This is a genomic window from Eoetvoesiella caeni (assembly GCF_003315175.1).
GTDB classification, from domain to species: Bacteria; Pseudomonadota; Gammaproteobacteria; order Burkholderiales; family Burkholderiaceae_B; genus Eoetvoesia; species Eoetvoesia caeni.
Map to the genome: position 1 here is coordinate 175,577 of NZ_QNRQ01000004.1, position 23,632 is coordinate 199,208.

Sequence of the window (23,632 nt, forward strand, 5' to 3'; positions counted from 1 at the left end):
ATTCGAACGCCGTGGCGCCCAAACCGCCGGAACGGCCTTCCCCTCAGTGCAATATCCGGCTCAGGAACAATCTGGTGCGCTCATGCTGGGGCGCATCGAAGAACTTGTCAGGGGTATTTTGCTCGACGATCCGCCCCTGATCCATGAAAATAACGCGGTCGGCCACCTGGCGCGCAAAGCCCATTTCATGGGTTACGCACAGCATGGTCATGCCGCTGTCCTTGGCCAGGCCGACCATGACGTCCAGCACTTCGGTGACCATTTCGGGGTCCAGGGCCGAAGTCGGCTCGTCGAACAACATGATTTTCGGGTTCATGCACAAAGACCGCGCTATGGCGACCCGCTGTTGCTGCCCGCCGGACAGTTGCCCGGGATACTTGTGCGCCTGCTCGGCGATCTGGACTCGTTCCAGGTAGTGCATGGCGTTTTCTTGCGCACGGGCCTTGGACTGGCCCAGCACCCACACCGGCCCAAGGGTCAGGTTCTCAAGCACGGTAAGATGCGGAAAAAGATTGAAGTGCTGAAACACCATGCCTACGTCGCGGCGTATGGCCTCAATATGCTTGAGGTCGTTGGTCAGCTCAATGCCATCGACCACCACCCGTCCCTGCTGGTGCTCTTCGAGCCGGTTGATGCAGCGTATCAGCGTGGACTTGCCCGAGCCGGACGGCCCGCAGATGACAATGCGCTCTCCTTGGTCCACCTGCAGGTCAATATCGCGCAGCACCTGGAACTGCCCGAACCATTTGCTGACGCCTTCCATCAGGATCAAAGGCTGCGCGCTTCCTTGGCGAACCGTATCGGATTGTTTTGCGGACATGCCCATTCAGCGCTCCCGGCCTTGCTGCAACTGCCGCTCCAACCTTAGGCTATAGCGGGATATTGCATAACAAAACACAAAATATATACAGGCGATAAACAAATAGGCTTCAACGCTGAAGCCATGCCACTGCGCATCGGCCACCGCCGCCTTGGCCGCTTGCGTCAAGTCGAAAATGCCGATCACGACCACCAAAGACGTATCTTTGAACAGGGAAATGAAAATGCTGGCCAATGGCGCCATCACTACCGCCAGAGCCTGGGGCAGAATGACTTTTCTTGTTTGCTGCCAGTAGCTCAAGCCCAAAGAATCGGCGCCTTCGTACTGACCTTTGGGGATGGCCTGCAAGCCGCCGCGCACCGTTTCAGCAATATAGGCCGCGGCAAACATGATGATGGCAATCTGGGCGCGCAGCAGCTTGTCGATGGACATGCCTTCGGGCAGGAACAGCGGCAGCATGACCGAGGACATGAACAGCAGGCTGATCAGCGGCACACCGCGAATAAGCTCTATATATACGACGCAAAGCGCCTTGATGACCGGCATGTGCGAACGCCGGCCCAGCGCCAGCAAAATCCCCAGGGGGAATGCGAAAGCAATGCCGAAAGTCGCCAGAATCAGCGTAAGCGGCAGGCCGCCCCACAGGCTGTTGTCGACATATTCAAGGCCGAAGATGCCGCCCCACATCAGCACGGCCACGCAAGCCAGGGCCGCTATCCAGAACCACAGCAGTTCTATCCGCCAGAACCGCCGTATGCCGCTGCAAGCAATAACGGCAATGAGTATGCCGGTGGCCAGCAAAGGCCGCCATTGCTCGTCGTAGGGATAAATGCCGAACAGAATAAGGCGATGCTTGGCCGCGATGAAGGCCCAGCAGGCGCCGCCCGAGGCCTGGCAGGCGCCGCCCGAGGCCTGGCACTGGGCGGGCGTCGTCGCGCTGAAATCAGGCGCAATGAACAGCCACTCGGCCAGGGCCGGCAGCACCATAAGCAGCGCCCATACCGCCAGCACGGTCAGCAAGCTGTTCAAAGGCGAAGAAAACAGCCTGGACTGGCACCAGGCAAGCGGCCCGGTGCGGGCGGACGGGGCTTGCGAAAACGCAGCAGCGCTGTGCGGGTCCATCTTAGCGCTCCACCAGCGCAATGCGCCGGTTATACCAGTTCATCAACAAGGCGATCGCCAGGCTCACAGCCAAGTATGCCGCCATGATGATCATGATGCCTTCTACCGCCTGGCCTGTCTGGTTCAGTGTGGTGTTGACCACCGAAACAATATCCGGATAGCCGATGGCAACAGCCAGAGAACTGTTCTTGGTGACATTGAGAAATTGGCTGGTCATGGGCGGCACGATAACGCGCAAGGCCTGCGGCAGAATCACCAGCCGCAATGTACGGCCCCTCGACAGGCCCAGCGCCTGGGCCGCTTCCCACTGCCCGCGGCTTACCGACTGCACCCCCGAGCGCACGACTTCGGCGATGAAGGCCGAGGTATAAACGACCAGGCCCATGGTCAGTGCGGCGAATTCAGGGCTAAGGCTTATGCCGCCCTGGAAGTTGAAGCCGCGCAAATGCGGCATGTCCAGCGCCAGCGCCGCGCCGCTGAACCACCACCCGGCCAGGGGCAAAGCCAGCAGCAGCGTTGCGGCAATGCGTAGCACCGGCAGCGGCTTGCCGCTGCGCAAACGCATTTTGCGCGCCCCATGCCAAAGCAATACCGACAATAAAACAGCCAGCGCCAAGCCACCCGCTATCCAGTCCAGTGCATCGCCTTGCAAGCCGGGCAGCTTCAGGCCGCGATTGGACAGAAATACCCCCGGCAATGGGTTAAGGGCCTGGCGCGGGCCCGGCGTACTCTCAGTAATAATTGCATACCAAAAAAACAATTGCAGCAACAAAGGGACATTGCGCACAAATTCAATATAGACACCGGCCAGGCGTGCTATCAGCCAGTTATGGGAAAGACGGGCCATGCCCAGCAAAGTGCCCAATAGCGTTGCCACCACGATGCAAACCACGGAGACGCGCAAGGTATTGAGCAGGCCCACCAGGATGGCGCGCCCGTATGTGTCGGCCGGCGTATAGGCGATGGGCGTTTCGCCGATAGCAAAGCCGGCCTCGCGCCCCAGAAAACCGAAACCCGACGAGATATTGCGCTGCGCCAGATTGGCCAGCGTATTGGACAGCAGGTACCACGCCGCCGCTGCGACCAGCGCCAGCAGCAACCCCTGGTAAACCGCGGAGCGCACACTGGGGTTGCGCCAGGACAGGCGCTGGCCCGCGCGCCGCGGCGAGGATGAAGGTGCTTTCGTTGTCATAAATGCCGATGCATCTGCGTCATGAATCCCGATATGTTTCGCCATGAGTGCGAATCTGCGAAAGGGCCGGCTCAAAACGGCTCTGGCGCACGTTATCATACTAGCGGACAGTTATACTCACTGCTTATCTCTATTAGGCCTGTTAACGCTTGCCAACATGATCGAATTTCAGCACGTATTCAAATCCTACGGGCGCGGCAGGAATATTCTGGCCGACATCAACTTTCGCATAGAGCCCGGCGAATTCGTCTTCGTGTCCGGCCCGTCGGGCGCGGGTAAATCCACTTTGCTCAAGCTGATCGGCGGCCTGGAACCTGCCAGCCGCGGCTCGATTTCCGTCAATGGCCACCGCATCGACAAAATGCCGCCCCGCGCGCGCCCCTATCTGCGCAGGGCCGTCGGCGTCATTTTGCAGGACACCCACCTTTTGTACGACCGCAACGCCATGCAAAACGTCATGCTGCCGCTTACGGTCATAGGCCTGGAAAACAGCGTGGCCATTACCCGCTCGCGCGCAGCGCTTGAAAAAGTGGGGCTGTCCGGCAAAGAAGACATGAAGCCCATTGAGCTCTCGGGCGGCGAACAACAGCGCCTGGCCATAGCGCGGGCCATCGTCAACCGGCCCGCCATCCTGATAGTCGACGAACCCACCGCCAACCTGGACGACGAAACCGCCCGCCGCATCATGGAAGTATTCCGCGACTTCAACCGGGTCGGCGTAACCACCCTGATAGCTTCCCACGACCGCGGCCTTATGGCTTCCTACGCGTCGCGCACCCTGCTTATCGAAGCAGGCCGCTTTGCCGACGTGAAAGGAGTACCCGCATGAGACGCTGGCTAAGGCACCATCGTTATGCTTTCCTGGTGGCCCTGCGCCGCCTGTTAAGCCAACCGTTCTCCTCTTTGTCCAATATGCTGGTCATCGCACTGACGCTGGCCATCCCTATTTTGGCCGCTTCCATATTGCTTTCGGCGCAGCCCGTGGCAAGGCAGGTTGCGGTTTCACCGGAAGTAACGCTGTTCCTCAAGCCCGATGCGGCCGCCGGCAGCACCCAGCAAGTAGCCGAACGCGTCAAGAACGAATACGCCACTGAAATCGACTCGGTCCGCATCGTGCCCCGCTCGCAGGCCTACAGCGACCTCAAGCGCGATCCCAATTGGGCGGATGCGCTGGCGGCGCTGCCGGGCAATCCCTTGCCCGATGCTATCGTCATCACGCTTAAAGAACACGCCAACATTGCCCAGCACGCTGCCACGCTGGTTCAAGAATGGAAAAAATGGGACGAAGTCGACCTGGTGCAGCATGACAGCGCCTGGGTCCAGCGGCTGGAAGCCATCCTGAGCTTCGTGCGCATCGGCCTGGGGCTGCTGGCCGCGGGCGTGGCGCTGGTGGTGCTGGCCACGGTCTTCAATACAGTGCGCTTGCAAGCCTTGACCCAGCGCGAGGAAATCGCGGTGGCCCGCCTGGTGGGCGCCACTGAATCCTTCGTGCGCCTGCCGTTTTTATATTTGGGCGCATTGACCGGACTGATTTCGGGCCTTGCCTCTATCGCACTGGCGGTATTGGCCCTTACACCGCTTAATGCCGCGCTGGCGCGGCTGGCCAGCAGTTACGGCACACGCCTGGCCCTGCAATTGCCGGACGCATTGAGCCTGGCGCTTGCGGTCGTCGTCGTTGCCATCCTGGGCGCATTGTCGGCACGCTGGTCGGTAACGCGCAATACCCGCTTCTGATGCTTGGCAACGCGCAACCCGCCATAGCCGCTTTCGCGGCCACCGTCGTCCAATGGCAGCTTCGCGCCGGCCGGCGCGGCCTGCCCTGGCAGCATACCCGCGACCCATACCGCATCTGGCTTTCAGAAATCATGCTGCAGCAAACCCAGGTCGGCACTGTCATGGGCTACTACGAGCGCTTTCTGGCCCGCTTCCCCACCGTGCAGGACTTGGCCGCGGCCACCCAGGACGAAGTCATGCCCTATTGGGCGGGCCTGGGCTATTACGCCCGCGCACGCAATCTGCACCGCTGCGCGCAGGAAATCTGCCAGAACTGGAACGGCAGCTTCCCGCCCAGCGCGGATGAAATCATGCAGTTGCCTGGCATCGGCCGCTCTACCGCGGCGGCCATTGCCGCCTTTGCCTACGGCCAGCGCAGCCCCATCATGGACGGCAACGTTAAGCGCGTGTTTACGCGCTACTTTGGCATTTTCGGCGATCCGTCCGTACGCGCAACTGAAAAATGCCTTTGGGAAACGGCGCAGGCCGTGGTCGACGCCGCCCCGCCCGACCTGGACATGACGGCCTACACGCAAGGCCTGATGGACCTGGGCTCCAGCCACTGCGCGCGCGGGCGGCCCGATTGCGCCGCGTGCCCGCTGGCAACCCACTGCTATGCACGCCTGGAGTCCCGGCAAGCGGAACTGCCTACGCCGAAGAAGAAAAAACAAAGCGGACAGCGCCAATGCGCCATGCTGATTCTTCAAAAAGAAAACACTATTTTGCTGGAGCAGCGGCCCTCGCCCGGCATCTGGGGCGGCCTTTGGAGCCTGCCTCAGTTCGACGACGCCGAATCCCTGCGCATCGCCTGCGGCAACATGGGCGTAGAGGTCGCGACTGAAAGGAAAATGGCAGGGCTGCAGCATGTGTTTTCGCATTTCAAGCTGCATATCGAACCCTGGCATATCGTCTCGGACCAAATCGAAACCACCGAGCCGCGCCCCAACCAGGCATGGGTTAGCCTGAACGATCTGCCCGCCACCGCCCTGCCCGCACCGGTGAAAAAAATTCTGGATGGCCTCTTCCTGGCCTGACCGCAGGTCCGTGTCAAGCCGGATGCGAAAAGCTTGCGGGCCGCTACACCGGAAAAGAAAAGGCGCAGATCCGATATAAAGGCCGGCTCAACGCCGCCCGGGCCGATAGCGGCTGATGCTCATCAACATGCCGCAGGCAACGCCCAGGGTCAGCAAGGCCGTGCCGCCATAGCTCATGAATGGCAGCGGCACGCCCACGACGGGCAGAATCCCGGTCACCATGCCGATGTTCACGAACACGTAGACGAAGAACATCATGGCCATTGAGCCGGCCAGCAAACGGCCGAACTGCGTATGTGCCCGTACGGCAATGGTCAGCCCCCGCAGGATGAGCAAGGCATACAGAATGAGAATCAGGATTCCCCCGTACAGGCCGAACTCTTCGGCATAGACGGCAAAAATGAAATCAGTCGTGCGCTCGGGAATGAAGTCCAGGTGCGACTGCGTGCCTTGCATATAGCCCTTGCCGTAGACTCCGCCCGACCCTATCGCTATCATGGACTGGATGGTATGGAAGCCTTTGCCAAGGGGGTCCGAGCTGGGATTGAGCAAAGTACAAACCCGGTGTTTCTGGTAGTCGTGCAGCACCACCCAATCGACGTCGGGCATGCATATCTGGTCTTCGTAGTACACCAGCGTACCTACCGCCAGCACCAGCGCAATGACCGCCGGCGCCAGCAGCTTGAACGACAGCCCGCCAAAGTAAATCACGCAGAATCCGGCTCCGAACACCAGCAATGCGGTACCAAGGTCCGGCTGCTTGACTATCAGCGCGAACGGAATCAACAACAGCACGCCGGCTACGACGAAATCAAGAAAGCCGATCTTGCCCTGGTGGCGGTGAAAATACCAGGCCAGCATCAGCGGCACCCCGATCTTCAGCATCTCCGAAGGCTGTATGCGCCCGATCCCCAGGTTCAGCCAGCGTGTTGCGCCTTTGCTGGTTTCGCCAAAAAATTCGACGCCCAGCAAAAGCGCAACCCCCACCGCATAGACCAGGGGCGCAAGACGCATCAGCTTCGGAGGCGGTATCAGGGCCACGACCCACATGGCAAAAAAAGCCAGGCCGAAATTGCGCAGCTGATCGGCAAAGCGCCAATCGGTATCGCCCACGGCCGAATGCATGACGGTCATGCCCAGCACGGCCATCAACATCAGGATGACAAGCAAAGGCCAGTCGAAGGCCTGGAAAGCCTTGACTACCAAAAATAACAGGCGCTTCATGGCTCTTCCCCGCTGGTTGCATTAAGGCGGCTGCGCGGATTGGGGATGGCCGGTTTCGTGCTGTCCTCGTCGGGCTCTTCCGGCAGGTCCTCGGGCTTGACCACCGCGTCCGGAGACTCGCCTACGCCTTCCTCGTGTGCGGCTTCGGCAGGCGCGGCCGTGTTGATCTTTCTGGCCGCCGCCCGGTCGGGCGAGAGCCAGTAGTCGAATACCTTGCGGGCGATAGGCGCGGCCACGGAAGCGCCCCAGCCGCCGTTCTCGACAATCAAGGCCAGCGCAATCTTGGGGTTGTCCACCGGTGCGTAGGCCATGAACAAGGCATGGTCGCGCAGGCGCTCGTCCACAGAACCGGCATGGTATTTGGCGCCGCGCAAACTGTAGACCTGGGCGGTGCCTGTTTTGCCCGCGGCCTGGTACGGCGCGCCGGCAAAAGCGCGCCGCGCCGTGCCCGAGCGGATCACGTCGGCCATCGCGTCCCGGATCACCTTCAGGTTCTCGGGCTTGAGCTTTATGGTGTACGAAGGCTTGGTCACTGTCGGAGTCAAGTCGCCGGTCAGCGGATTGCGCAGTTGAGCCACCAGGTGCGGCTTCATGTAGACGCCCTCGTTCGACAACACAGAGGTCGCCTGGGCCAGTTGCAACAGGGTAAAGGCGTTGTAGCCTTGGCCCACCGTGACCGATACCGACTCGCCGGCATACCAGCGCTGCTGTTCGGGTTTTTTATAGGCCTTGCGCTTCCATTCGGTCGAAGGCAAAACCCCGCGTTTCTCGCCGTCCAGGTCTATGCCTGTTATCTGGCCGAAACCGAACTGCTTGCTGAAGTCATGCAAAGCATTGACGCCGATCTCCGGGCCCAGGGAAAAAAAGTAGGTGTCGGACGACACCACAATGGCCCTGTGCATGTCGGTTGGACCGTATACCGCGCCGCCCGCGTTGCGGAAGCGCTGGCCGCCGAATTCGAAATAGCCCGGGTCGGGAATACGCTGGGTGGCCGTACGCTTGCCCAGTTCCAGCGCCGCCAGCCCGACAAAAGGCTTGTAGGTGGAGCCTATGGGGTAGGCGCCCGATATCGGCCGGTTGATCAACGGATGGTCCGGCGACTCGTTCAGTTCGCGCCAGCTGTCCACGTCGATGCCGTCCACAAATAAATTGGGGTCGAAAGACGGCGCCGACACCATGGCCAGGACCTCGCCGGTTTTTGGTTCGATGGCGACCAGTGCGCCGCGCTTGCCGACAAACTGCTCTTCAGCCAGTTTCTGCAAGCCGATATCAATGGACAGCGTCAGGTCCGAACCAGGCACGGGATCGGTACGATTCAATGTGCGCACAGGCCGGCCCGTGGCGGTCACTTCTACTTCCTCGACCCCCGTGCGGCCATGCAAGGCCTCTTCCCAGGTCTTTTCTATGCCTTTCTTGCCTATGCTGTTGGTACCCCGGTAGTTGCCTGTGCGCCCTTCTTCTTCCAGCGCATTCTGGTCCGCCTCGGATATGCGCCCCACATAGCCCAGCACATGCCCGGCGGAAGCGCCCTGGGGATATTCGCGCACCCAGCGCGCCCGCAGCTCCACCCCCGGAAATTTATAGGCATGGGCGGCAAACCATGCGGCTTCCGTTTCATCCAGGTTATTGCGCAACAGCACGCGCGCATAGCGTCCCGACTGGCTTAAATTCTGGCGGAACCGCTTGCGGTTGTATGGGCTGATGGACACGATCTTGTCCAGGGCGTCCAGCATCTGGTCCATATTTTCGACATTGGCCGGAACGACCTCAAGCGTATAGTCGCGATAATTTCTCGCCAGCACCACGCCGTTGCGGTCCAGGATCTCGCCGCGGCGCGGCGGAATGGGCACGACCGCAATGCGGTTCTGGTCGGCGCGCGCGGCCAGGCCTTCGTAGCGCACCACCTGCAAATACCACAACCGCCCTATCAGCAGGCCAAAGCACACCAGCGCGAAAGCGGCAGCCACAATGACTCGCAGCATGACTTGCCGCTTCTGGTGCAGAGTGGTCTTCTTGAACTCGAACATGGGGCGGTCCCGGCCGGTCTCAGGCTGCGCCCGAGTCGATCTCTTCCTGGCGCCGCTGCGGCAAATGCAGAAGGATATCGGCCAGCGGCCACAAGGCTACCGTGAATAAAGCCGACCACAGCCAGCCCCAGCCGCCCCACTCGCCAACCAGCCAGGCATGGACCAGGCTGCCCAGACCTTCGGCCAGCACCACAATAGGCAGCATATGCAAGGCCTGCACCACCGCATTGAAGTGCTGCAGGCGTCGTGTAAGCGAAATTGCGCCGTAGGCCACCAAGGTATACACCAGCGCATGCTCGCCCAGCAGCCCGGCATCGTGCACATCCATCAGCAAGCCGAACACAAATGCCGTCAACATGGTGACACGGCGCGGCTCGTTCAGGCACCAGAACGCCAGGGCCAGCAGCAACAGGTCGGGCGTAGGCTGCCATAACCGCCATGGCAGCAATGAAAAAAGCCAGATCAGCAGCAACGAGCCCCAGACGAACAAGGCGCTGGAAGGCCGACGAAACGGCGTCGAGTCGATGGGTTCAAGAGAGCTGAGCGAAGACTTTCGATGGCCCGCGGCAAGAGGCTTACTGTTTATCGGACGATGCACCATCTTGCCGGGCCTCCTGATTCGATTCGGGATTGGCGGTATCTACCCGCAGCACCAGAAAATGGCGATAACGTTCGGGATGGGACAGGGGCGAAGCTATCGCCACGGCAAAGCCGCTGGCCGCGTCGCGCACTATCTGGTCGACTTTGGCGACAAGCAGCCCGGCCGGGAACAAGCCGCCCACACCGCTGGTGATGAGTGTGTCGCCGGGCACGATGTCGGACTCGCCGGTCAGGTAGCGCACCTCGACCTTGCCCGATGAACTGCCGCCAAACACAATAACACGCAAGCCATTGCGCAATACCTGGGCGGGAATGGAAATTTTCTCGTCGGTCAGCAAGGCTGCCTCGGAGGTAAAGGGCGTAACGCGCATTACCTGCCCCACCACGCCGCCTTCGTCGATCACCGGCATGCCAGGCTGGATGCCGTTGTTCGTGCCTTTATTGAAGACCAGATGATGGGAAAAAGCGTTGGGGGGTTCGTAAAGAACCTCGACCGCCACCGAAGATTGCGACACTGTTTCAGTGACACTGAGAAGGCGGCGCAGCAGGCGGTTTTCGGCGGCCAGCTGGGCCGCGTGCGTGGCAATCTGGGCCAGCTCTATGCGCTGCTGCTGCAGCGCTTCTTTTTCGGTGCGGGCCAAAGAGGCCGCGTCCAGCCACCCATTGACGCTTTCGATGGCATCGCGGGGCGCCAGCACCAGCCGCTGAAAAGGATACAGGGCTACCGCTACAACCTGCCGCGCCGGGTCCAGGACCCGCCAGCGGGAATCGACAACCAGCAGGAACAGGGCCAGGACAACAAAGACGAACAGACGAAACTCGGCTGTCGGTCCCCGTTTGAACAGCCTGATCGTGCCTTGTCCTTGCATTGCAAACTACGTCTTGCCTGAAATATGCCCGCGCGCCATACGCGCCGCCAGGCATATTGAATTAATCATAGATGAAGACTGTGCCCAGCCGTTCCAGGTGCTCGAGCGCTTCGCCGCAACCGCGTACTACGCAAGTAAGAGGATCTTCGGCAACCAGCACGGGCAGGCCGGTTTCTTCCTGCAACAGGCGATCCAGGTCGCGCAACAACGCTCCGCCGCCGGTCAGGGCAATGCCCTTGTCGGTAATGTCGGCACCCAATTCGGGAGGAGTTTGCTCCAGCGCCGTCTTGACCGCGGAGACGATCTGGTTCAACGGGTCGGTAAGCGATTCCAGGATTTCGTTGGACGAGACCGTAAAGCTGCGCGGCACGCCTTCGGACAGATTGCGGCCCTTGACTTCGATTTCGCGGATTTCGGCGCCCGGGAATGCCGAGCCGATTTCTTTCTTGATGAGCTCGGCGGTGGGTTCGCCAATAAGCATGCCGTAATTGCGGCGAATGTAATTGATGATGGCTTCGTCGAACTTGTCGCCGCCCACCCGCACCGAACCTTTGTATACCATGCCACCCAGCGAAATGACGGCCACTTCGGTTGTGCCGCCGCCGATATCGACAACCATCGAGCCGCTGGCATCGGAAACCGCCAGGCCGGCCCCGATGGCCGCGGCCATGGGTTCTTCAATAAGGAATACCTGGCTTGCGCCGGCGCCCAGGGCCGACTCGCGGATGGCGCGCCGCTCGACCTGGGTAGAACCGCAGGGAACGCACACGATAATACGCGGGCTGGGGGCAAACATGCTGCGCGGATGCACCATGCGGATAAACTGCTTGAGCATTTGCTCGGTAACTGTAAAGTCGGCGATGACGCCGTCTTTCATGGGACGGATGGCTTCGATATTGCCCGGAACCCGGCCCAGCATCTGCTTGGCCTCGCGCCCCACCGCCTGAATAATCTTTTTACCGTTATGGCTGCCGTCATGGCGGATGGCGACGACTGAAGGCTCGTCGAGCACAATGCCTTTGCCACGAACGTAAATGAGAGTGTTGGCGGTTCCAAGGTCGATCGCCATGTCGGTGGAGAAGTAGCTGCGGAGGAATCCGAACATGTAGTGTGCTCAGTAAAATCGAATAATAAAAAGCCCGTTAATTAGCATGGCTATTTTCGGGCGCAATTTGAACACGAGTAGCAATTAACGGTTAAGCCTTAAATGATAACTTATAATTTACCCAAACCCGCGCCTTTTATAGGCACGTTAACTTTGGTAACGGGTATACCCTAGAATTTCAAAAGCAGTCAAGGCCTACATTGACCGCCCTCACCCAGAATTTTTTAACGGCTTAATTATCCATGGCTATTACCGACACTGATGTCGCCCGTGTGGCGAAGCTTGCCTGCATCGCGCTTACTCCCGAAGGCAGCGCCCGCGCCCGCGACGAACTCAATGGCATCCTGGGCCTTATTGAACAACTGCAGGCCGTCGACACCACCGGTGTCGAGCCCATGGCCCATCCGCTCTCGGCCCACCAGGAAATCGCCCTGCGCCTGCGCGACGACGAAGCAGCCGCCACCCATACGCTGGAGCAGCGCCAGGTTTTAATGGGCAACTCCCCCGCCGGCACCGAACAAGGCTTGTTCCTGGTTCCGACAGTCATCGAATAAAGCCATGCCCAACATGCCCATACATACCGAATTCAACAGCATCGACGCACTGCGCGGCGCCCTGCGCGCACGCAAGGTCAGCGCCCTGGAGGTCGCCGACAGCGCCCTGCAAGCCATCGAGGCCCACGCCGGCCTGAACGCCTTCTTGCATGTCGACCCGCAATTAAGCCGCGAACAGGCCAAAGCCGCCGACCTTTTGCTGGCGTCCGGCCAGGCCCCTGAACTGGCCGGCATCCCCATCGCTCATAAAGACGTCTTCGTTACGCGCGGATGGCGCACCACCGCGGCCAGCAAAATGCTGCAGAACTACACCAGCCCATTCGACGCCACCGTAGTCGGCCTGCTGCAGCAAGCGGGCGCGGTTTCGCTGGGCAAGCTCAACTGCGACGAATTCGCCATGGGCTCGGGCAACGAGAACTCGGCCTTCGGCCCGGCCCGCAACCCCTGGAACCGCGACGCGGTGCCGGGCGGCTCTTCGGGCGGCTCGGCCGCCGCCGTGGCCGCGGGCCTTGTCATGGCCGCCACCGGCACCGACACCGGCGGCTCGGTGCGCCAGCCCGCCGCCCTTTGCGGCGTCAGCGGCATCAAGCCCACGTACGGCACCGTCTCGCGCTACGGCATGGTGGCCTTTGGTTCCAGCCTGGACCAGGCGGGCCCCATTGCGCGCCACGCCCAAGACCTGGTCGAACTGCTCGATACCATGAGCGGCTTCGATGAACGCGATTCGACCAGCCTGGAATCCTGCGACGGCACTGCCAACAAGGCAGGCCGCATCCGCGCCGAATTCAACGCGGCCCGCGAACAATACAAGGCGGCTGGCGCCCGGCCCCTGGAAGGCCTGCGCATCGGCGTACCCCAGGAGTTCTTCAACGAAGGCCTGGCCGACAATGTCGCCCAGGCGATCGAAAGCGCCTTGCAAACCTACGAATCCCTGGGCGCCAAGCGCGTCGGCATTTCATTGCCGCGCACCAAGCTGTCGATTCCCGCGTATTACGTCATTGCCCCGGCCGAAGCTTCCAGCAACCTGTCCCGCTACGACGGCGTACGCTATGGGCACCGGGCCGCGTCGTACTCCGACCTGGCCGACATGACCAGCCGTTCGCGCGCCGAAGGGTTCGGCCCTGAAGTCATACGCCGCATCCTGGTCGGCACCTACGTGCTGTGCCACGGCTATTACGATGCCTATTATCTGCAAGCCCAGCGCGTGCGCCGCATGATAGCCAACGACTTCCAGCAGGCCTTCGCGCAGCAGTGCGACGTCATCATGGGGCCTGTCACGCCGACTGTCGCCAAGCACATAGGCGACAACCGCGAAGACCCCACCGCCGACTGGCTGGCCGACATCTACACGCTGGGCATCAGCCTGGCCGGCTTGCCCGCCATGTCCATTCCCTGCGGCTTCAGCGCCGGCCCCTCCCCCCTGCCGATCGGGCTGCAAATCGTCGGCAACTACTTTCGCGAAGGCCAATTGCTGGCCGTCGCCGACAGCTTCCAGCAAGCCACCGATTGGCATCAACGTACACCGGAACAAAAATAATGGAATGGGAAATCGTGATCGGGCTGGAAACGCACACCCAGCTCTCGACCAAATCAAAGATCTTTTCAAACAGCAGCACACAGTTCGGCGCGCAGCCCAACACCCAGGCCAACGAAGTCGACCTGGCTTTGCCCGGCAGCCTGCCCGTCCTGAACCGCGGCGCCGTCGAGCGCGCCATCCAGCTGGGCCTGGCCGTTGGCGGCCATATTTCGCCGCGCTCCATCTTCGCCCGCAAAAACTACTTTTATCCCGACCTGCCTAAAAACTACCAGATCAGCCAATTCGAAGTCCCCGTAGTCCAGGGCGGCTCAATTCGCTTCTTCGTCGGCGACCAAGAAAAAACCGTCAACCTCACGCGTGCCCACCTGGAAGAAGACGCAGGCAAATCCCTGCACGAAAACTTCACCGGACCACACGGCGAATCGTCCACAGGCATCGACCTGAACCGCGCCGGAACACCGCTGCTGGAAATCGTCTCCGAACCAGAGATGCGCTCCGCCGCCGAAGCCGTAGCCTACGCCCGCACCCTGCACAGCCTCGTCGTCTGGCTGGGCATCTGCGACGGCAACATGCAAGAAGGCTCGTTCCGCTGCGACGCCAACGTTTCCGTGCGCCCCAAGGGGCAGGCCGAATTCGGCACCCGCTGCGAAGTCAAAAACCTGAACTCCTTCCGCTTTCTCGAGCGCGCCATCCAGTACGAAGTGCGGCGCCAGATCGAACTGATCGAAGACGGCGGCAAAGTCGTGCAAGAAACGCGGCTGTACGATGCCGACCGCGACGAAACGCGCAGCATGCGCACCAAAGAAGACGCCGACGACTACCGCTACTTTCCCGACCCGGACCTGCCCCCCCTGCTCATCGCGCCCGACTGGATCGAACGCGTCAAAGCCGGCATGCCCGAACTGCCCGCCACCAAGCGCGCCCGCTTTGAAACCGAATTGGGCCTGACCGGCTACGATGCCGCCCAACTGACCATGGACCGCGCCTATTCGGCCTACTTCGAAAAAACCGCCCAAGAACTGCCCCAAGACCAGGCCAAGCTTGCCGCCAACTGGGTCCTGGGCGAACTCTCCGCCGCCCTGAACCGCGATGAAACCCCCATCGCCCAAAGCCCCGTCGCCCCCCAGCGCCTGGCAGCGCTGATCAAACGCATCATCGACGGCACCATCTCCAACAAAATCGCCCGCGACGTCTTCGCCGCCATGTGGGCCAACGAAAACGGCGGCGACCCCGACGCCATCATCGAAGCCCGCGGCCTGAAGCAAATCAGCGACACCGGCGCCATCGCCGCCATGATAGACACCGTCCTGGCCGCCAACCCCGCCATCGTGGCCGAATACCACGCCGGCAAACAAAAAGCCTTCAACTCCCTGGTCGGCCAGGTCATGAAAGCCGCCAAAGGCAAAGCCAACCCCCAACAAGTCAACGACTTGCTGAAAGAAAAACTAGGCGAGCCCGGCCAGCAATAACAAGCGGCAATGCCCCTCATCCGCCAAGTGCGGATGAGGGGCATTGTTTTTGGTGATTTACACGCAGCCAAAAGCCCCGCCGCAAGCTTCCGAAGGCCGGCCCCATCGCGATCACGATCACGATCGCCATCGCCATCGCCATCGCAACCACCAGGCCGGTCCGCCCTGCTGATTTTGCGAAGTTGGAGCAAGCCGCGCTGGCGCTTGTTTTTGGGGTGCAAGTGAGCAGCTGTTCGAGCGCGGCGTTTACGGGCAGCCGGGGGCTGGCCGTTCGCGCGAGTTCTGCGAACGCCCAAAAACAAGCGTCGGCGCGGGCAGCCCCGGCGCAGACGGGGCCGCAGCGACCTGAGCAAAATCAGCAGGGCGGACCGGCCGCTCAAGAACCCACCCACAACCGCCGCATAACAAAACAGCCGTTTAAGAACTCGAAAGTGAACCCGAAGCCAGCGCAACAAATCCTTAACTGCCGTCTAAAGAACGAGGATCAATCCTCAGAAACCCCATACTTCTCACGATAAGCCGCCACCGCATCCCGATGCTCCGCCAACTGCTCATCGTCCTCAAGCAAAGCCATAATATCGCCCAGCGAAGCAATACTGACTACAGGAATCCCGTACGTCACAGCCACATCCTGCACCGCCGAATGAACCGACAGCGCATCGTCCGCGCCCGCCCGTTCCATACGGTCCAGCGCTATCAGCACCGCGGCCGGCTTCGCCTTCGAATGGCGAATAATCTCCACCGACTCGCGCACCGAAGTCCCCGCAGTAATCACGTCGTCGATAATCACCACCCGTCCTTCCAGCGGCGCGCCAACCAGCACCCCGCCTTCGCCATGGTCCTTGGCTTCTTTGCGATTGAACGCAAACGGAATGTCGCGCCCGTCCATCGCCTTCTCGTCCGCCAGCGCCACAGCAGTTGCCGTCGCCAAAGGAATCCCCTTGTACGCCGGCCCGAACAGCATATCGAACTCGATACCCGAATCGACCAGCGCCTGCGCATAGAACTTGGCCAACCGCCCTACCGACACCCCCTTATTGAACAAACCCGCATTAAAAAAATACGGGCTGATGCGCCCCGACTTCACCTTGAATTGACCAAAACGCAAAACGCCTTGCTCGAGTGCGAAACGAACGAAATCGGTGCGGGTAGTAGTGGATGCGGCCATAGATATACTCAGTGAATCGGGGTGAAAAGCAATATTATCGGACATAATGGGCCTTGGCCGCCATCGGCGGCCAAACCAGCCATATAATAACCAGGCAATTTGCCACCAGCCGTGCCACTTGCCACTTACACAAGGACGAGACATGAACAACGCTTGCACAACCTGGACTCCCCGCGTACTTGCCTTACTTCGTATCGCCACCGGCTATCTACTTATCTGGCATGGCTTGGCCAAGCTCTTTCATGTTCCCCACGTGGCCATGTTCGACAACCTGCAGCTATTTTCGCTGCTTGGCGTCGCCGGCATCATCGAACTTGTCGTCGGCGCACTGCTTATTGTCGGCCTATTTACCCGTCCAGCCGCGTTCATCGGCTCGGGCTTCGCCGCTGCCGCCTATTTCATAGGCCACGTCGCCGCGACCGGTATCTTCTTCCTGCCCATGTTGAATCGCGGCGAAACCCCGTTCCTGCTTTGCTTCGTCATGTTTTATATTGTTTTTGCGGGCCCCGGCGTATGCAGCCTGGATAACTTGCGAAAAAAACAGGCGTAGCCGCGCCAGATTCGTTCGCGCCAAGGAGCCGCCATGAAAATGCCCGTCTATTTTATTTCCCATGGCGGCGGGCCCTGGCCCTACATGCCCGAGGCCCAGCAAAGCTACGCCTCGCTAACCCGCTCCCTGCAAGACATTCCGCGCCAGATCGGCCGCAAACCCGCCGCCATACTCATGGTTTCGGCCCACTGGGAAGCCGACGGCGGGTTCCTGCTTATGTCCAACCCCAAGCCTCCCATGCTGTACGACTACTACGGCTTTCCCGAGCACACCTACCAAATCCAATACCCTGCGCCGGGCTCCGCGGCATTGGTTCAACGCACCGCGCAACTACTTGAAACCGCAGGCCTGCCCCACGCCATGGACCCCGCCCGCGGATTCGACCACGGCGCTTTTGTGCCCATGTGCCTTATGTACCCCCAGGCCGACGTCCCGCTTGTACAGCTTTCCATCGAAACCCATTTCAATCCCAAGCTGCATATAGAACTGGGGCGCGCCCTGTCGCCCTTGCGCAACGAAGACATCCTGATTGTCGGCAGCGGGCTTAGCTATCACAACCTGCGGGAAATCCGCAGCGTCGGCGCCGAGCCCTCGGCGCAATTCGACGCCTGGCTGCAGCAGGCCGTCGTACAAGGCCCTGTCGACCAGCGCCTGGAACAACTTGAAAACTGGGAAGCCGCGCCTTCCGCTCGGCGCGCCCACCCTCGCGAAGACCACCTTATTCCACTGATGGTTGCCGCTGGCGCAGCCGAAGACGACCCCGCCACCTGCATCTACCACGACACCAGCACATTCGCCAACATCACGGCATCGAGCTTCCGCTTCGGCTGAACGGCTATCGGAACAGGCGCTATGCGCCTGCCGCGGGATTTTCCGTTTCCACGTCCTTCATGAAGTCGGCGGCATGTATGGCCGACGACTGGTCCACCCAGAACGGATAGTATTTTTTGAAATCGGCGACCATGGCTTCCAGCGGCACATCGTTGAAACTGCCGCGCTGGCGCACGTACTCCATGTGCCGGTTGCCTGCCTTGTCGTAAGGATGGTAGATGGAATCGGCAAGCCCGTCGAACTCAAGCGGCAACAAGCCAAAACGCTCGCATAGTTCGATATTGAACGCCGGCGTGGCCTTGCGCCACACGCCCTCCAGCAGGATATCCGTGTAGCCATGCCACATGTATACATCGGTATTCATCATTTGGCGCATGCGTTCGGTACTCATGTGATTGCGCACATCGGCATAGCCCACTTTTGCGGGAATGCCGGCCACCCGGCAGGCGGCCGCCAACAGCGCGGCTTTAGGCACGCACCAGCCGTACTTTTTGGCAATGACGGTACTGGCTGTCATGCCATGAACGGAAAAATCGATGTGATAAGGGTCGTAGCGGAACTCATCGCGCACAGCATAATAAAGCGCCACCGCACGCTCGCGGTCCGTCGCGCCAACCGCGTACTTTTGTGCGAACGCAATAACTGCGGGGTGATCGCTGTCGATCAGCACCGTAGGGCTCAAGGTTGGGTCGGACATGCGCAGCTCCTGAAATGCCGTTGTTTATTGTCCAACCATAATACTAGATAGATATTTATCCAACATCAGGCAACAAAACGTTTCTCAAAGCAGCCACATCTGATACAGTCTATTCACATTCTCATCATGCATAAGAAATGCGCTTTCTTTTACCGGCCATTCCAAAAAATTCAGATAAAACCATTGCTGTAAGAGCCTGCGTCGCTGCCGATGATGAACTGCCAAACATTGAAATTCCGCTTCATTGCCGTAAGCCTCTTTTTACTGATTATGGGCATTACGTTCCGGTTTGGCATTGCAGTCCCATATACAAAGCAGCAGGTCCACGATCTCGTCGCCAACCAGCAAATGGTGCTTGCCTCGTATGTGGCCCGGGATATCGGGCAGCGCATCGAACTGCGCCGCTCGCTTATCGGGCGCCTGGCCGAGGAATTGCCCTCCGTTCTGCAGCAAGACCGGTTCAGCGCATGGATGACCGAGCGGCGCAATGCAAGTCCGCAATTCGCAAGTAGAATCCTCGTGATCGACCTGGATGGCAAGATCATCCAGGACAGCGCCCCCGAACCGCAAACAAGCGTCGCGCCGCCCATCACCACCGAGCCGTGGTTTCAGGATGCCATCCACTCAAACAATCCGGTGCTGGGCAGGCCTCAGCGCGAGCCGGTCCATGGCTCTCCGGTAATGCTTATCGCCAGCGCCGTGCATGACGCAGACCAAAACGTCATGGCCGTCCTGGCTGGAATGTTTTCCCTGGGGGCATCCGGCCTGTTGCAGGGCATGCAAGACAACCCTATCGGCCGAACCGGCGACTTGCTGCTGATCTCCAGCAGCGACGAGCTCTTCGTAGGCGCCAGCAACCCGGCAAAAATCCTTGCACCCACGCCCCCGCCTGGCCTGAACAAACTGCACGATAAAGCCATGAGCGGCTATCGCGGCACCGGCATCACTGTCAACATAGACGGCGTCGAAGAGCTGTCGGCCATTGCCAGCGTCCCGAAAACCGATTGGTTCGTGGTTGCCCGCATGCCTGTGTCCGAAGCGTTTCAACCCGTCTACGGCCTGATCAACGTTGCCCTCAAAGGCACATTATTGGCTTTGGCCACTATTGTGGTGTTGGTGTTTTTCGTGGTCCCGCGCCTGCTGCGGCCCTTGACCAACACCGCCCAGGCCATGCGGGCCATCGCCGACGGCAAGCAAGAGCTGCTGCCTTTACCAGTTCAGCGCAACGACGAGATAGGCAGCCTGGTGCTGGGATTCAATTACTTGGTGCAGCGCTTGCGCGAAAAAGAAGGGGCGCTTAAAGACACCGAAGTGCGCCTGTCCTTCCTGGCGCACCATGACTCGCTTACCGGGCTGAGCAACCGCAACATGCTCGAGCACCGGCTGCAGCAAGCCGTAGACAGCGCCCAGTCCTCACGCATACCTTTTGCACTGCTGTTTTGCGACCTGGATGGATTCAAAAGAATCAACGACGCCCATGGCCATAAAACAGGCGACGCCGTGCTCGTCAAGCTGGCGGCGCGCTTTCAGCAGGGGCGCAAGCCCACCGATACCGTCACGCGGCTGGGCGGCGACGAATTCGTTATTCTGTTGACCCAACTGACCGATGCCCGCCGCGAAGCAGCCCAGGCCGCGCAAGAGTATCTGCGAGCCATTCAACAGCCGTTCGAAATCGACGGCAATCTCTTCACGCTAAGCGTATCGATCGGCATCGTGCTGCACAATGACGCGGCAACAAGCAGCTCCCAGTTGCTTTCCCAGGCTGACATAGCCATGTACACCGCCAAGCGGCAAGGGAAAAACCAGTTTCAGTTCTTTGAAGAGGCGGCTCAGCGCACGCCCGTCATACCATAAGGCTTGATGCGTCACGTTCGGCAAGGGCCTCTATCAGCTGTTCGGCAAATACCGGACGGCCCAATAAAAAGCCCTGCAACGAACCGCAACCCAGGCTCGTCAAAAACTCTTGCTGCGCGGCCGTCTCCACCCCTTCGGCAACAATGCTCAAGTCCAGCGTCTTTCCCAATGCCACGATTGCCGAAACAATTGCCGCATCTTCGCTGTCTTGCGCCAGCTCGCAAACAAAACCGCGGTCGATCTTCAGCTCGTTGGCCGGCAGCCTTTTCAAATACAGCAGGCTTGAATAACCCGTACCGAAATCGTCGATCGAAATTCGCACGCCCATGTTATTGAGCTGCTGCAAGATACGCAGGCTTTCCTCCACGTTTCGCATTGCAGTCGACTCGGTGATCTCCAGCGTTAGTTTTTGCGGCGCCAAGTCGTGGCGGGCCAAAGTTTCTTGCACAGTGTGCACCAGGCGTTCATGCGTAAACTGCAATGCCGACAGGTTGACCGCCATGCCCCAGGTCTCGCGACCGGCGTCGTGCCATTGTTTAAGTTGCCCGCAGGCCGTGTCCAGCACCCAGTCGCCAATAGGCACGATCAGGCCGGTTTTTTCCGCAAGAGGAATGAATGCATCGGGCGGAATAAGGCCTCGCACTGGGTGCTGCCAGCGCAAAAGCGCTTCTACGCCGACCACGGGTCCGCTGGGCGCGACGAACTTGGGCTGGTACTGCAATATCAGTTCGTTGCGCTCCAGCGCCATGCTCAGGTCGTGCACAAGCTGCAGTTGCTCGTGCACATTGGAGTTCATCGACATCTCGAAAAAACAGTACACATTGCGGCCCAAAGCCTTGCTGTGATACATGGCCGCGTCGGCATTGGTCAAGAGTTCGTGCTGATTGGCGCCATCGCCCGGGTATGTGGCAATACCGATGCTGGTGGACAGGCGCAGCTCGTGCCCTTTGACATCGAAGGGTTCGCGTACAGCGGCAAGCGTGCTCTCGGCCACAGTAGCGGCATCGGCCGGCTCGGCAATATTCATAAGCATGACGAACTCGTCTCCGCCCACGCGCGCCAATGTGGCGTTGGGCGTAGCGGCCACCTCCAGGCGCCGCGCCACCTCGACCAGCAGCAAGTCGCCGATGTGATGGCCGAACGCATCGTTCACCGTCTTGAATCCATCCAGGTCCATGAACATCAAGGCAAAGCCGCCCTTGCCGCCGTCCGCCGCCTGAATGGCCTGCGCCAGCCTGTCTTCCAGCAAAATGCGATTGGGCAATTTGGTCAGGTTATCGTGCAACGCAAGATAAGTAAGCTCTTGATTGGCCTCGGCCAAAGAGCTGGTCAGCAAGGATGTACGCTGCTCCATGCGCAAGTCGAGCACAGAAACAATCAACGCCATGGTCAATATCGTCAGCGTCACAATGATAATGACCAAGGCCAGCCACCCGGCGCTAATCCCAGCGTAGGCCGCGCCGCAAACGCTGCCCACGGGAAATTGCGCCGCCGCCATCCCGGTATAGTGCATGCCGACGATGCTGCACCCCATGACAACGGCCGCACCCGCGCGCAAAGGGCGCACCCAATGAGTATGGCGACGCAAACGAAACGCAATCCATAGCGCGGCTCCGCCGGCGGCTATTGCAATGACGACGGACAGCCCGAATAACATGGGGTCGTACTGAATACCGGGCACCATCTGCATGGCAGCCATGCCCATATAGTGCATAGCGGAAATACCGGTACCCAGCAGCAGCGCGCCGGCGCCCAAGCGCCGCCAAGGCAGCGTCTTCTGGCTTACCAGCCACAAGGCATACGCCGACGACACAATGGCCACCGTCAATGACAGCACAGTAAGTGCAGGATCGTAGCCCAGAGGAATCGGCAAGCTGAAAGCCAGCATGCCTATGAAATGCATGGACCAAATGCCGACGCCCATGGCGCATGCGCCGCCGGCCAGCCACCAATAGCATGTGCGGCCCTGTACGGTGGCGACACGCCCGGCCATGTCCAATGCGGTATACGATGCCAGAATCGCAACCAGCAAAGAAAATAGAACAAGCAGACTGTTATAACTGCTAACAAGCATTACCCACGCCCCCTAACCTCAAATCGAGCTGTCCTGAATGCTTTCAACTGCTTATCACAAACGATCGGAACAATAAGTTACATATTAAATAAAATTAATGTAATTTATAGCATATATATACAATTCGCCTGCTCAATTCCACAGGCAATATCCCTGTGGAACCTTTTTATGCAAGCAATATGTTGTATTGCCGCCAAATGGGGCAATACCGGCAATTGGCGCGGCCCGCAAGAACTGCAGGCCGCCCGGCCGGACCCGCTACAGACAGCATCGAAGCCGCTCTTGCGGCTTAGGAGGCATTTATCCGTCGAACACCTCGTGCGAGGCGGCGGCGCCCCGCCGCCAGTAGCTGGCGGCGCGAATATGCGACTTATCGATGCCGCGCTCGTCGACCAGATATCGGCGTATGCCCTGGATCGCCGAGTATTCGCCGGCCGCCCATACAAAGCCCTCGCCATCGGGCAACTGAAGCCGGCTTACCACGCGTTCCAGCGCGCTGGTGCCGTCGGCCTGATCGACCGAGCAACGCACCCACTGAATGTCCAGGTCGGCCTGGGTTTCAAACTTGAGCTGGGCGCGGGGCAGTTCGGTCTCGATGACAGCCAGAACACGCTTGCCCTTGGGCAGTTCGGCAAGCCTTCGGCCTATGGCGGGGATGGCGGTTTCGTCGCCAATCAGCAGATGCCAGTCGTAGTCTTGCGGAATGACGAACGAGCCGCGCGGCCCGCCGATGCCCAGGTACTGGCCCGCGGTAGCCTGCGCCGCCCATGCCGCGGCCACGCCATGTCCGTGCAGGACAAATTCAATATCCAGCTCGCGCGTCGACGGGTCGTAGCGGCGCGGCGTGTAGTCACGCATTATGGGCCGCTCTTGTCCTTCCGGAAACACCGAGCCCTGGGGCCCGATCTGGGGCATCAACGGCTTTTCGCCCGGTACGGGCGGCAAATAGATCTTGATGTGGTCGTCGAAAGAGTCGGACACGAAATCGTCCAAATCGTCTCCGGTCAGGGTGACCCGTACAAGGCTGGGGGTGATCCGGGCGGTACGCAATACCTTCAATAGGCGCGCCTTCAGCGGATGGCGAACTTTGGTGGGGGTCAGTGCCGGGGCGGTTTTCAATATAGTCATGCAG

At 60.1% G+C, this 23,632-nt stretch carries 21 protein-coding genes; 9 read left to right on the forward strand and 12 right to left on the reverse strand.

The features are described 5' to 3' along the window. Nucleotides 1-43 precede the first annotated feature (43 nt). From DFR37_RS09665 to DFR37_RS09675, 3 genes are all read right to left on the reverse strand, one after another. On the reverse strand, nucleotides 44-763 hold the full coding sequence (locus DFR37_RS09665; protein WP_379881343.1) for an amino acid ABC transporter ATP-binding protein: 720 nt from the start codon (nucleotides 761-763) through the stop codon (nucleotides 44-46). A 63-nt stretch (nucleotides 764-826) separates the two neighbouring features. Beyond that, nucleotides 827-1,942, reverse strand: coding sequence for an amino acid ABC transporter permease (locus tag DFR37_RS09670; protein ID WP_113933041.1), 1,116 nt, complete (start codon nucleotides 1,940-1,942; stop codon nucleotides 827-829). 1 nt (nucleotide 1,943) lies between these two features. Beyond that, nucleotides 1,944-3,134 (reverse strand): amino acid ABC transporter permease, encoded by a 1,191-nt coding sequence (locus tag DFR37_RS09675; RefSeq protein ID WP_113933204.1) that lies wholly within the window; start codon nucleotides 3,132-3,134, stop codon nucleotides 1,944-1,946. 157 nt (nucleotides 3,135-3,291) lie between these two features. On the opposite strand from DFR37_RS09675, the gene DFR37_RS09680 reads away from it, so the two are divergent. From DFR37_RS09680 to mutY, 3 genes are read left to right on the forward strand one after another with little or no spacing between them, the layout of a single operon-like run. Then, a complete protein-coding gene (locus DFR37_RS09680; RefSeq protein WP_113933042.1) occupies nucleotides 3,292-3,963 on the forward strand; it encodes a cell division ATP-binding protein FtsE in 672 nt (223 codons plus the stop codon). Then, the gene (locus DFR37_RS09685) at nucleotides 3,960-4,868 is read left to right on the forward strand and encodes a cell division protein FtsX (RefSeq protein ID WP_113933043.1); all 909 of its coding nucleotides are present in this window, start codon (nucleotides 3,960-3,962) and stop codon (nucleotides 4,866-4,868) included. The genes DFR37_RS09680 and DFR37_RS09685 overlap by 4 nt, the downstream gene beginning before the upstream one ends. Continuing rightward, the gene (gene mutY, locus DFR37_RS09690; RefSeq protein ID WP_113933044.1) at nucleotides 4,868-5,941 is read left to right on the forward strand and encodes an A/G-specific adenine glycosylase; all 1,074 of its coding nucleotides are present in this window, start codon (nucleotides 4,868-4,870) and stop codon (nucleotides 5,939-5,941) included. The genes DFR37_RS09685 and mutY overlap by 1 nt, the downstream gene beginning before the upstream one ends. A gap of 87 nt (nucleotides 5,942-6,028) precedes the next feature. Here mutY and rodA read toward each other — a convergent pair whose 3' ends face one another. The 5 genes from rodA to DFR37_RS09715 all read right to left on the reverse strand — a co-directional run bounded on the left by rodA (nucleotide 6,029) and on the right by DFR37_RS09715 (nucleotide 11,766). Continuing rightward, on the reverse strand, nucleotides 6,029-7,165 hold the full coding sequence (gene rodA, locus DFR37_RS09695) for a rod shape-determining protein RodA (protein WP_113933045.1): 1,137 nt from the start codon (nucleotides 7,163-7,165) through the stop codon (nucleotides 6,029-6,031). Next, nucleotides 7,162-9,192, reverse strand: a complete 2,031-nt coding sequence (mrdA, locus tag DFR37_RS09700; RefSeq protein ID WP_113933046.1) for a penicillin-binding protein 2 — start codon at nucleotides 9,190-9,192, stop codon at nucleotides 7,162-7,164. The genes rodA and mrdA overlap by 4 nt, the downstream gene beginning before the upstream one ends. Before the next feature lie 19 nt (nucleotides 9,193-9,211). Further along, complete coding sequence (mreD, locus tag DFR37_RS09705; protein ID WP_113933047.1) at nucleotides 9,212-9,793, reverse strand: rod shape-determining protein MreD; 582 nt, start codon at nucleotides 9,791-9,793, stop codon at nucleotides 9,212-9,214. Continuing rightward, nucleotides 9,768-10,661 carry a rod shape-determining protein MreC gene (mreC, locus tag DFR37_RS09710; protein ID WP_113933048.1) on the reverse strand — a complete coding sequence of 298 codons (894 nt, stop codon included), beginning with the start codon at nucleotides 10,659-10,661 and terminating at the stop codon, nucleotides 9,768-9,770. The genes mreD and mreC overlap by 26 nt, the downstream gene beginning before the upstream one ends. A 61-nt stretch (nucleotides 10,662-10,722) precedes the next feature. Then, a complete protein-coding gene (locus tag DFR37_RS09715; protein ID WP_113933049.1) occupies nucleotides 10,723-11,766 on the reverse strand; it encodes a rod shape-determining protein in 1,044 nt (347 codons plus the stop codon). 242 nt (nucleotides 11,767-12,008) lie between these two features. On the opposite strand from DFR37_RS09715, the gene gatC reads away from it, so the two are divergent. From gatC to gatB, 3 genes are read left to right on the forward strand one after another with little or no spacing between them, the layout of a single operon-like run. Then, nucleotides 12,009-12,320, forward strand: a complete 312-nt coding sequence (gatC, locus tag DFR37_RS09720; protein ID WP_113933050.1) for an Asp-tRNA(Asn)/Glu-tRNA(Gln) amidotransferase subunit GatC — start codon at nucleotides 12,009-12,011, stop codon at nucleotides 12,318-12,320. Between the two features lie 4 nt (nucleotides 12,321-12,324). After that, nucleotides 12,325-13,857 (forward strand): Asp-tRNA(Asn)/Glu-tRNA(Gln) amidotransferase subunit GatA, encoded by a 1,533-nt coding sequence (gatA, locus tag DFR37_RS09725; RefSeq protein WP_113933051.1) that lies wholly within the window; start codon nucleotides 12,325-12,327, stop codon nucleotides 13,855-13,857. After that, nucleotides 13,857-15,326 carry an Asp-tRNA(Asn)/Glu-tRNA(Gln) amidotransferase subunit GatB gene (gene gatB / locus DFR37_RS09730; protein WP_113933052.1) on the forward strand — a complete coding sequence of 490 codons (1,470 nt, stop codon included), beginning with the start codon at nucleotides 13,857-13,859 and terminating at the stop codon, nucleotides 15,324-15,326. Before gatA ends, gatB begins: the two co-directional genes overlap by 1 nt. 484 nt (nucleotides 15,327-15,810) lie before the next feature. Here gatB and pyrE read toward each other — a convergent pair whose 3' ends face one another. Further along, nucleotides 15,811-16,494 (reverse strand): orotate phosphoribosyltransferase, encoded by a 684-nt coding sequence (gene pyrE, locus DFR37_RS09735; RefSeq protein ID WP_113933053.1) that lies wholly within the window; start codon nucleotides 16,492-16,494, stop codon nucleotides 15,811-15,813. A gap of 142 nt (nucleotides 16,495-16,636) precedes the next feature. Between pyrE and DFR37_RS09740 the strand changes: the two genes are divergently transcribed. Next, complete coding sequence (locus DFR37_RS09740) at nucleotides 16,637-17,044, forward strand: DoxX family protein (RefSeq protein WP_113933054.1); 408 nt, start codon at nucleotides 16,637-16,639, stop codon at nucleotides 17,042-17,044. A gap of 33 nt (nucleotides 17,045-17,077) precedes the next feature. Next, nucleotides 17,078-17,875, forward strand: coding sequence for a DODA-type extradiol aromatic ring-opening family dioxygenase (locus DFR37_RS09745; RefSeq protein ID WP_113933055.1), 798 nt, complete (start codon nucleotides 17,078-17,080; stop codon nucleotides 17,873-17,875). 19 nt (nucleotides 17,876-17,894) lie between these two features. Here the strand turns inward: DFR37_RS09745 and DFR37_RS09750 are convergent, their stop codons facing one another. Beyond that, the gene (locus DFR37_RS09750) at nucleotides 17,895-18,572 is read right to left on the reverse strand and encodes a transglutaminase-like domain-containing protein (protein WP_113933056.1); all 678 of its coding nucleotides are present in this window, start codon (nucleotides 18,570-18,572) and stop codon (nucleotides 17,895-17,897) included. A 210-nt stretch (nucleotides 18,573-18,782) separates the two neighbouring features. Here DFR37_RS09750 and DFR37_RS09755 point away from each other — a divergent pair, with 210 nt between their 5' ends. Further along, nucleotides 18,783-20,426, forward strand: coding sequence for a diguanylate cyclase domain-containing protein (locus DFR37_RS09755; protein WP_113933057.1), 1,644 nt, complete (start codon nucleotides 18,783-18,785; stop codon nucleotides 20,424-20,426). On the opposite strand, the gene DFR37_RS09760 is transcribed toward DFR37_RS09755, so the two are convergent. Together DFR37_RS09760 and DFR37_RS09765 are read right to left on the reverse strand one after the other, a co-directional pair. Beyond that, nucleotides 20,416-22,500 carry a putative bifunctional diguanylate cyclase/phosphodiesterase gene (locus DFR37_RS09760; RefSeq protein WP_113933058.1) on the reverse strand — a complete coding sequence of 695 codons (2,085 nt, stop codon included), beginning with the start codon at nucleotides 22,498-22,500 and terminating at the stop codon, nucleotides 20,416-20,418. The two genes, DFR37_RS09755 and DFR37_RS09760, sit on opposite strands and share 11 nt — an antisense overlap. Before the next feature lie 300 nt (nucleotides 22,501-22,800). Then, on the reverse strand, nucleotides 22,801-23,628 hold the full coding sequence (locus DFR37_RS09765) for a siderophore-interacting protein (RefSeq protein ID WP_113933059.1): 828 nt from the start codon (nucleotides 23,626-23,628) through the stop codon (nucleotides 22,801-22,803). Nucleotides 23,629-23,632 lie beyond the last annotated feature (4 nt).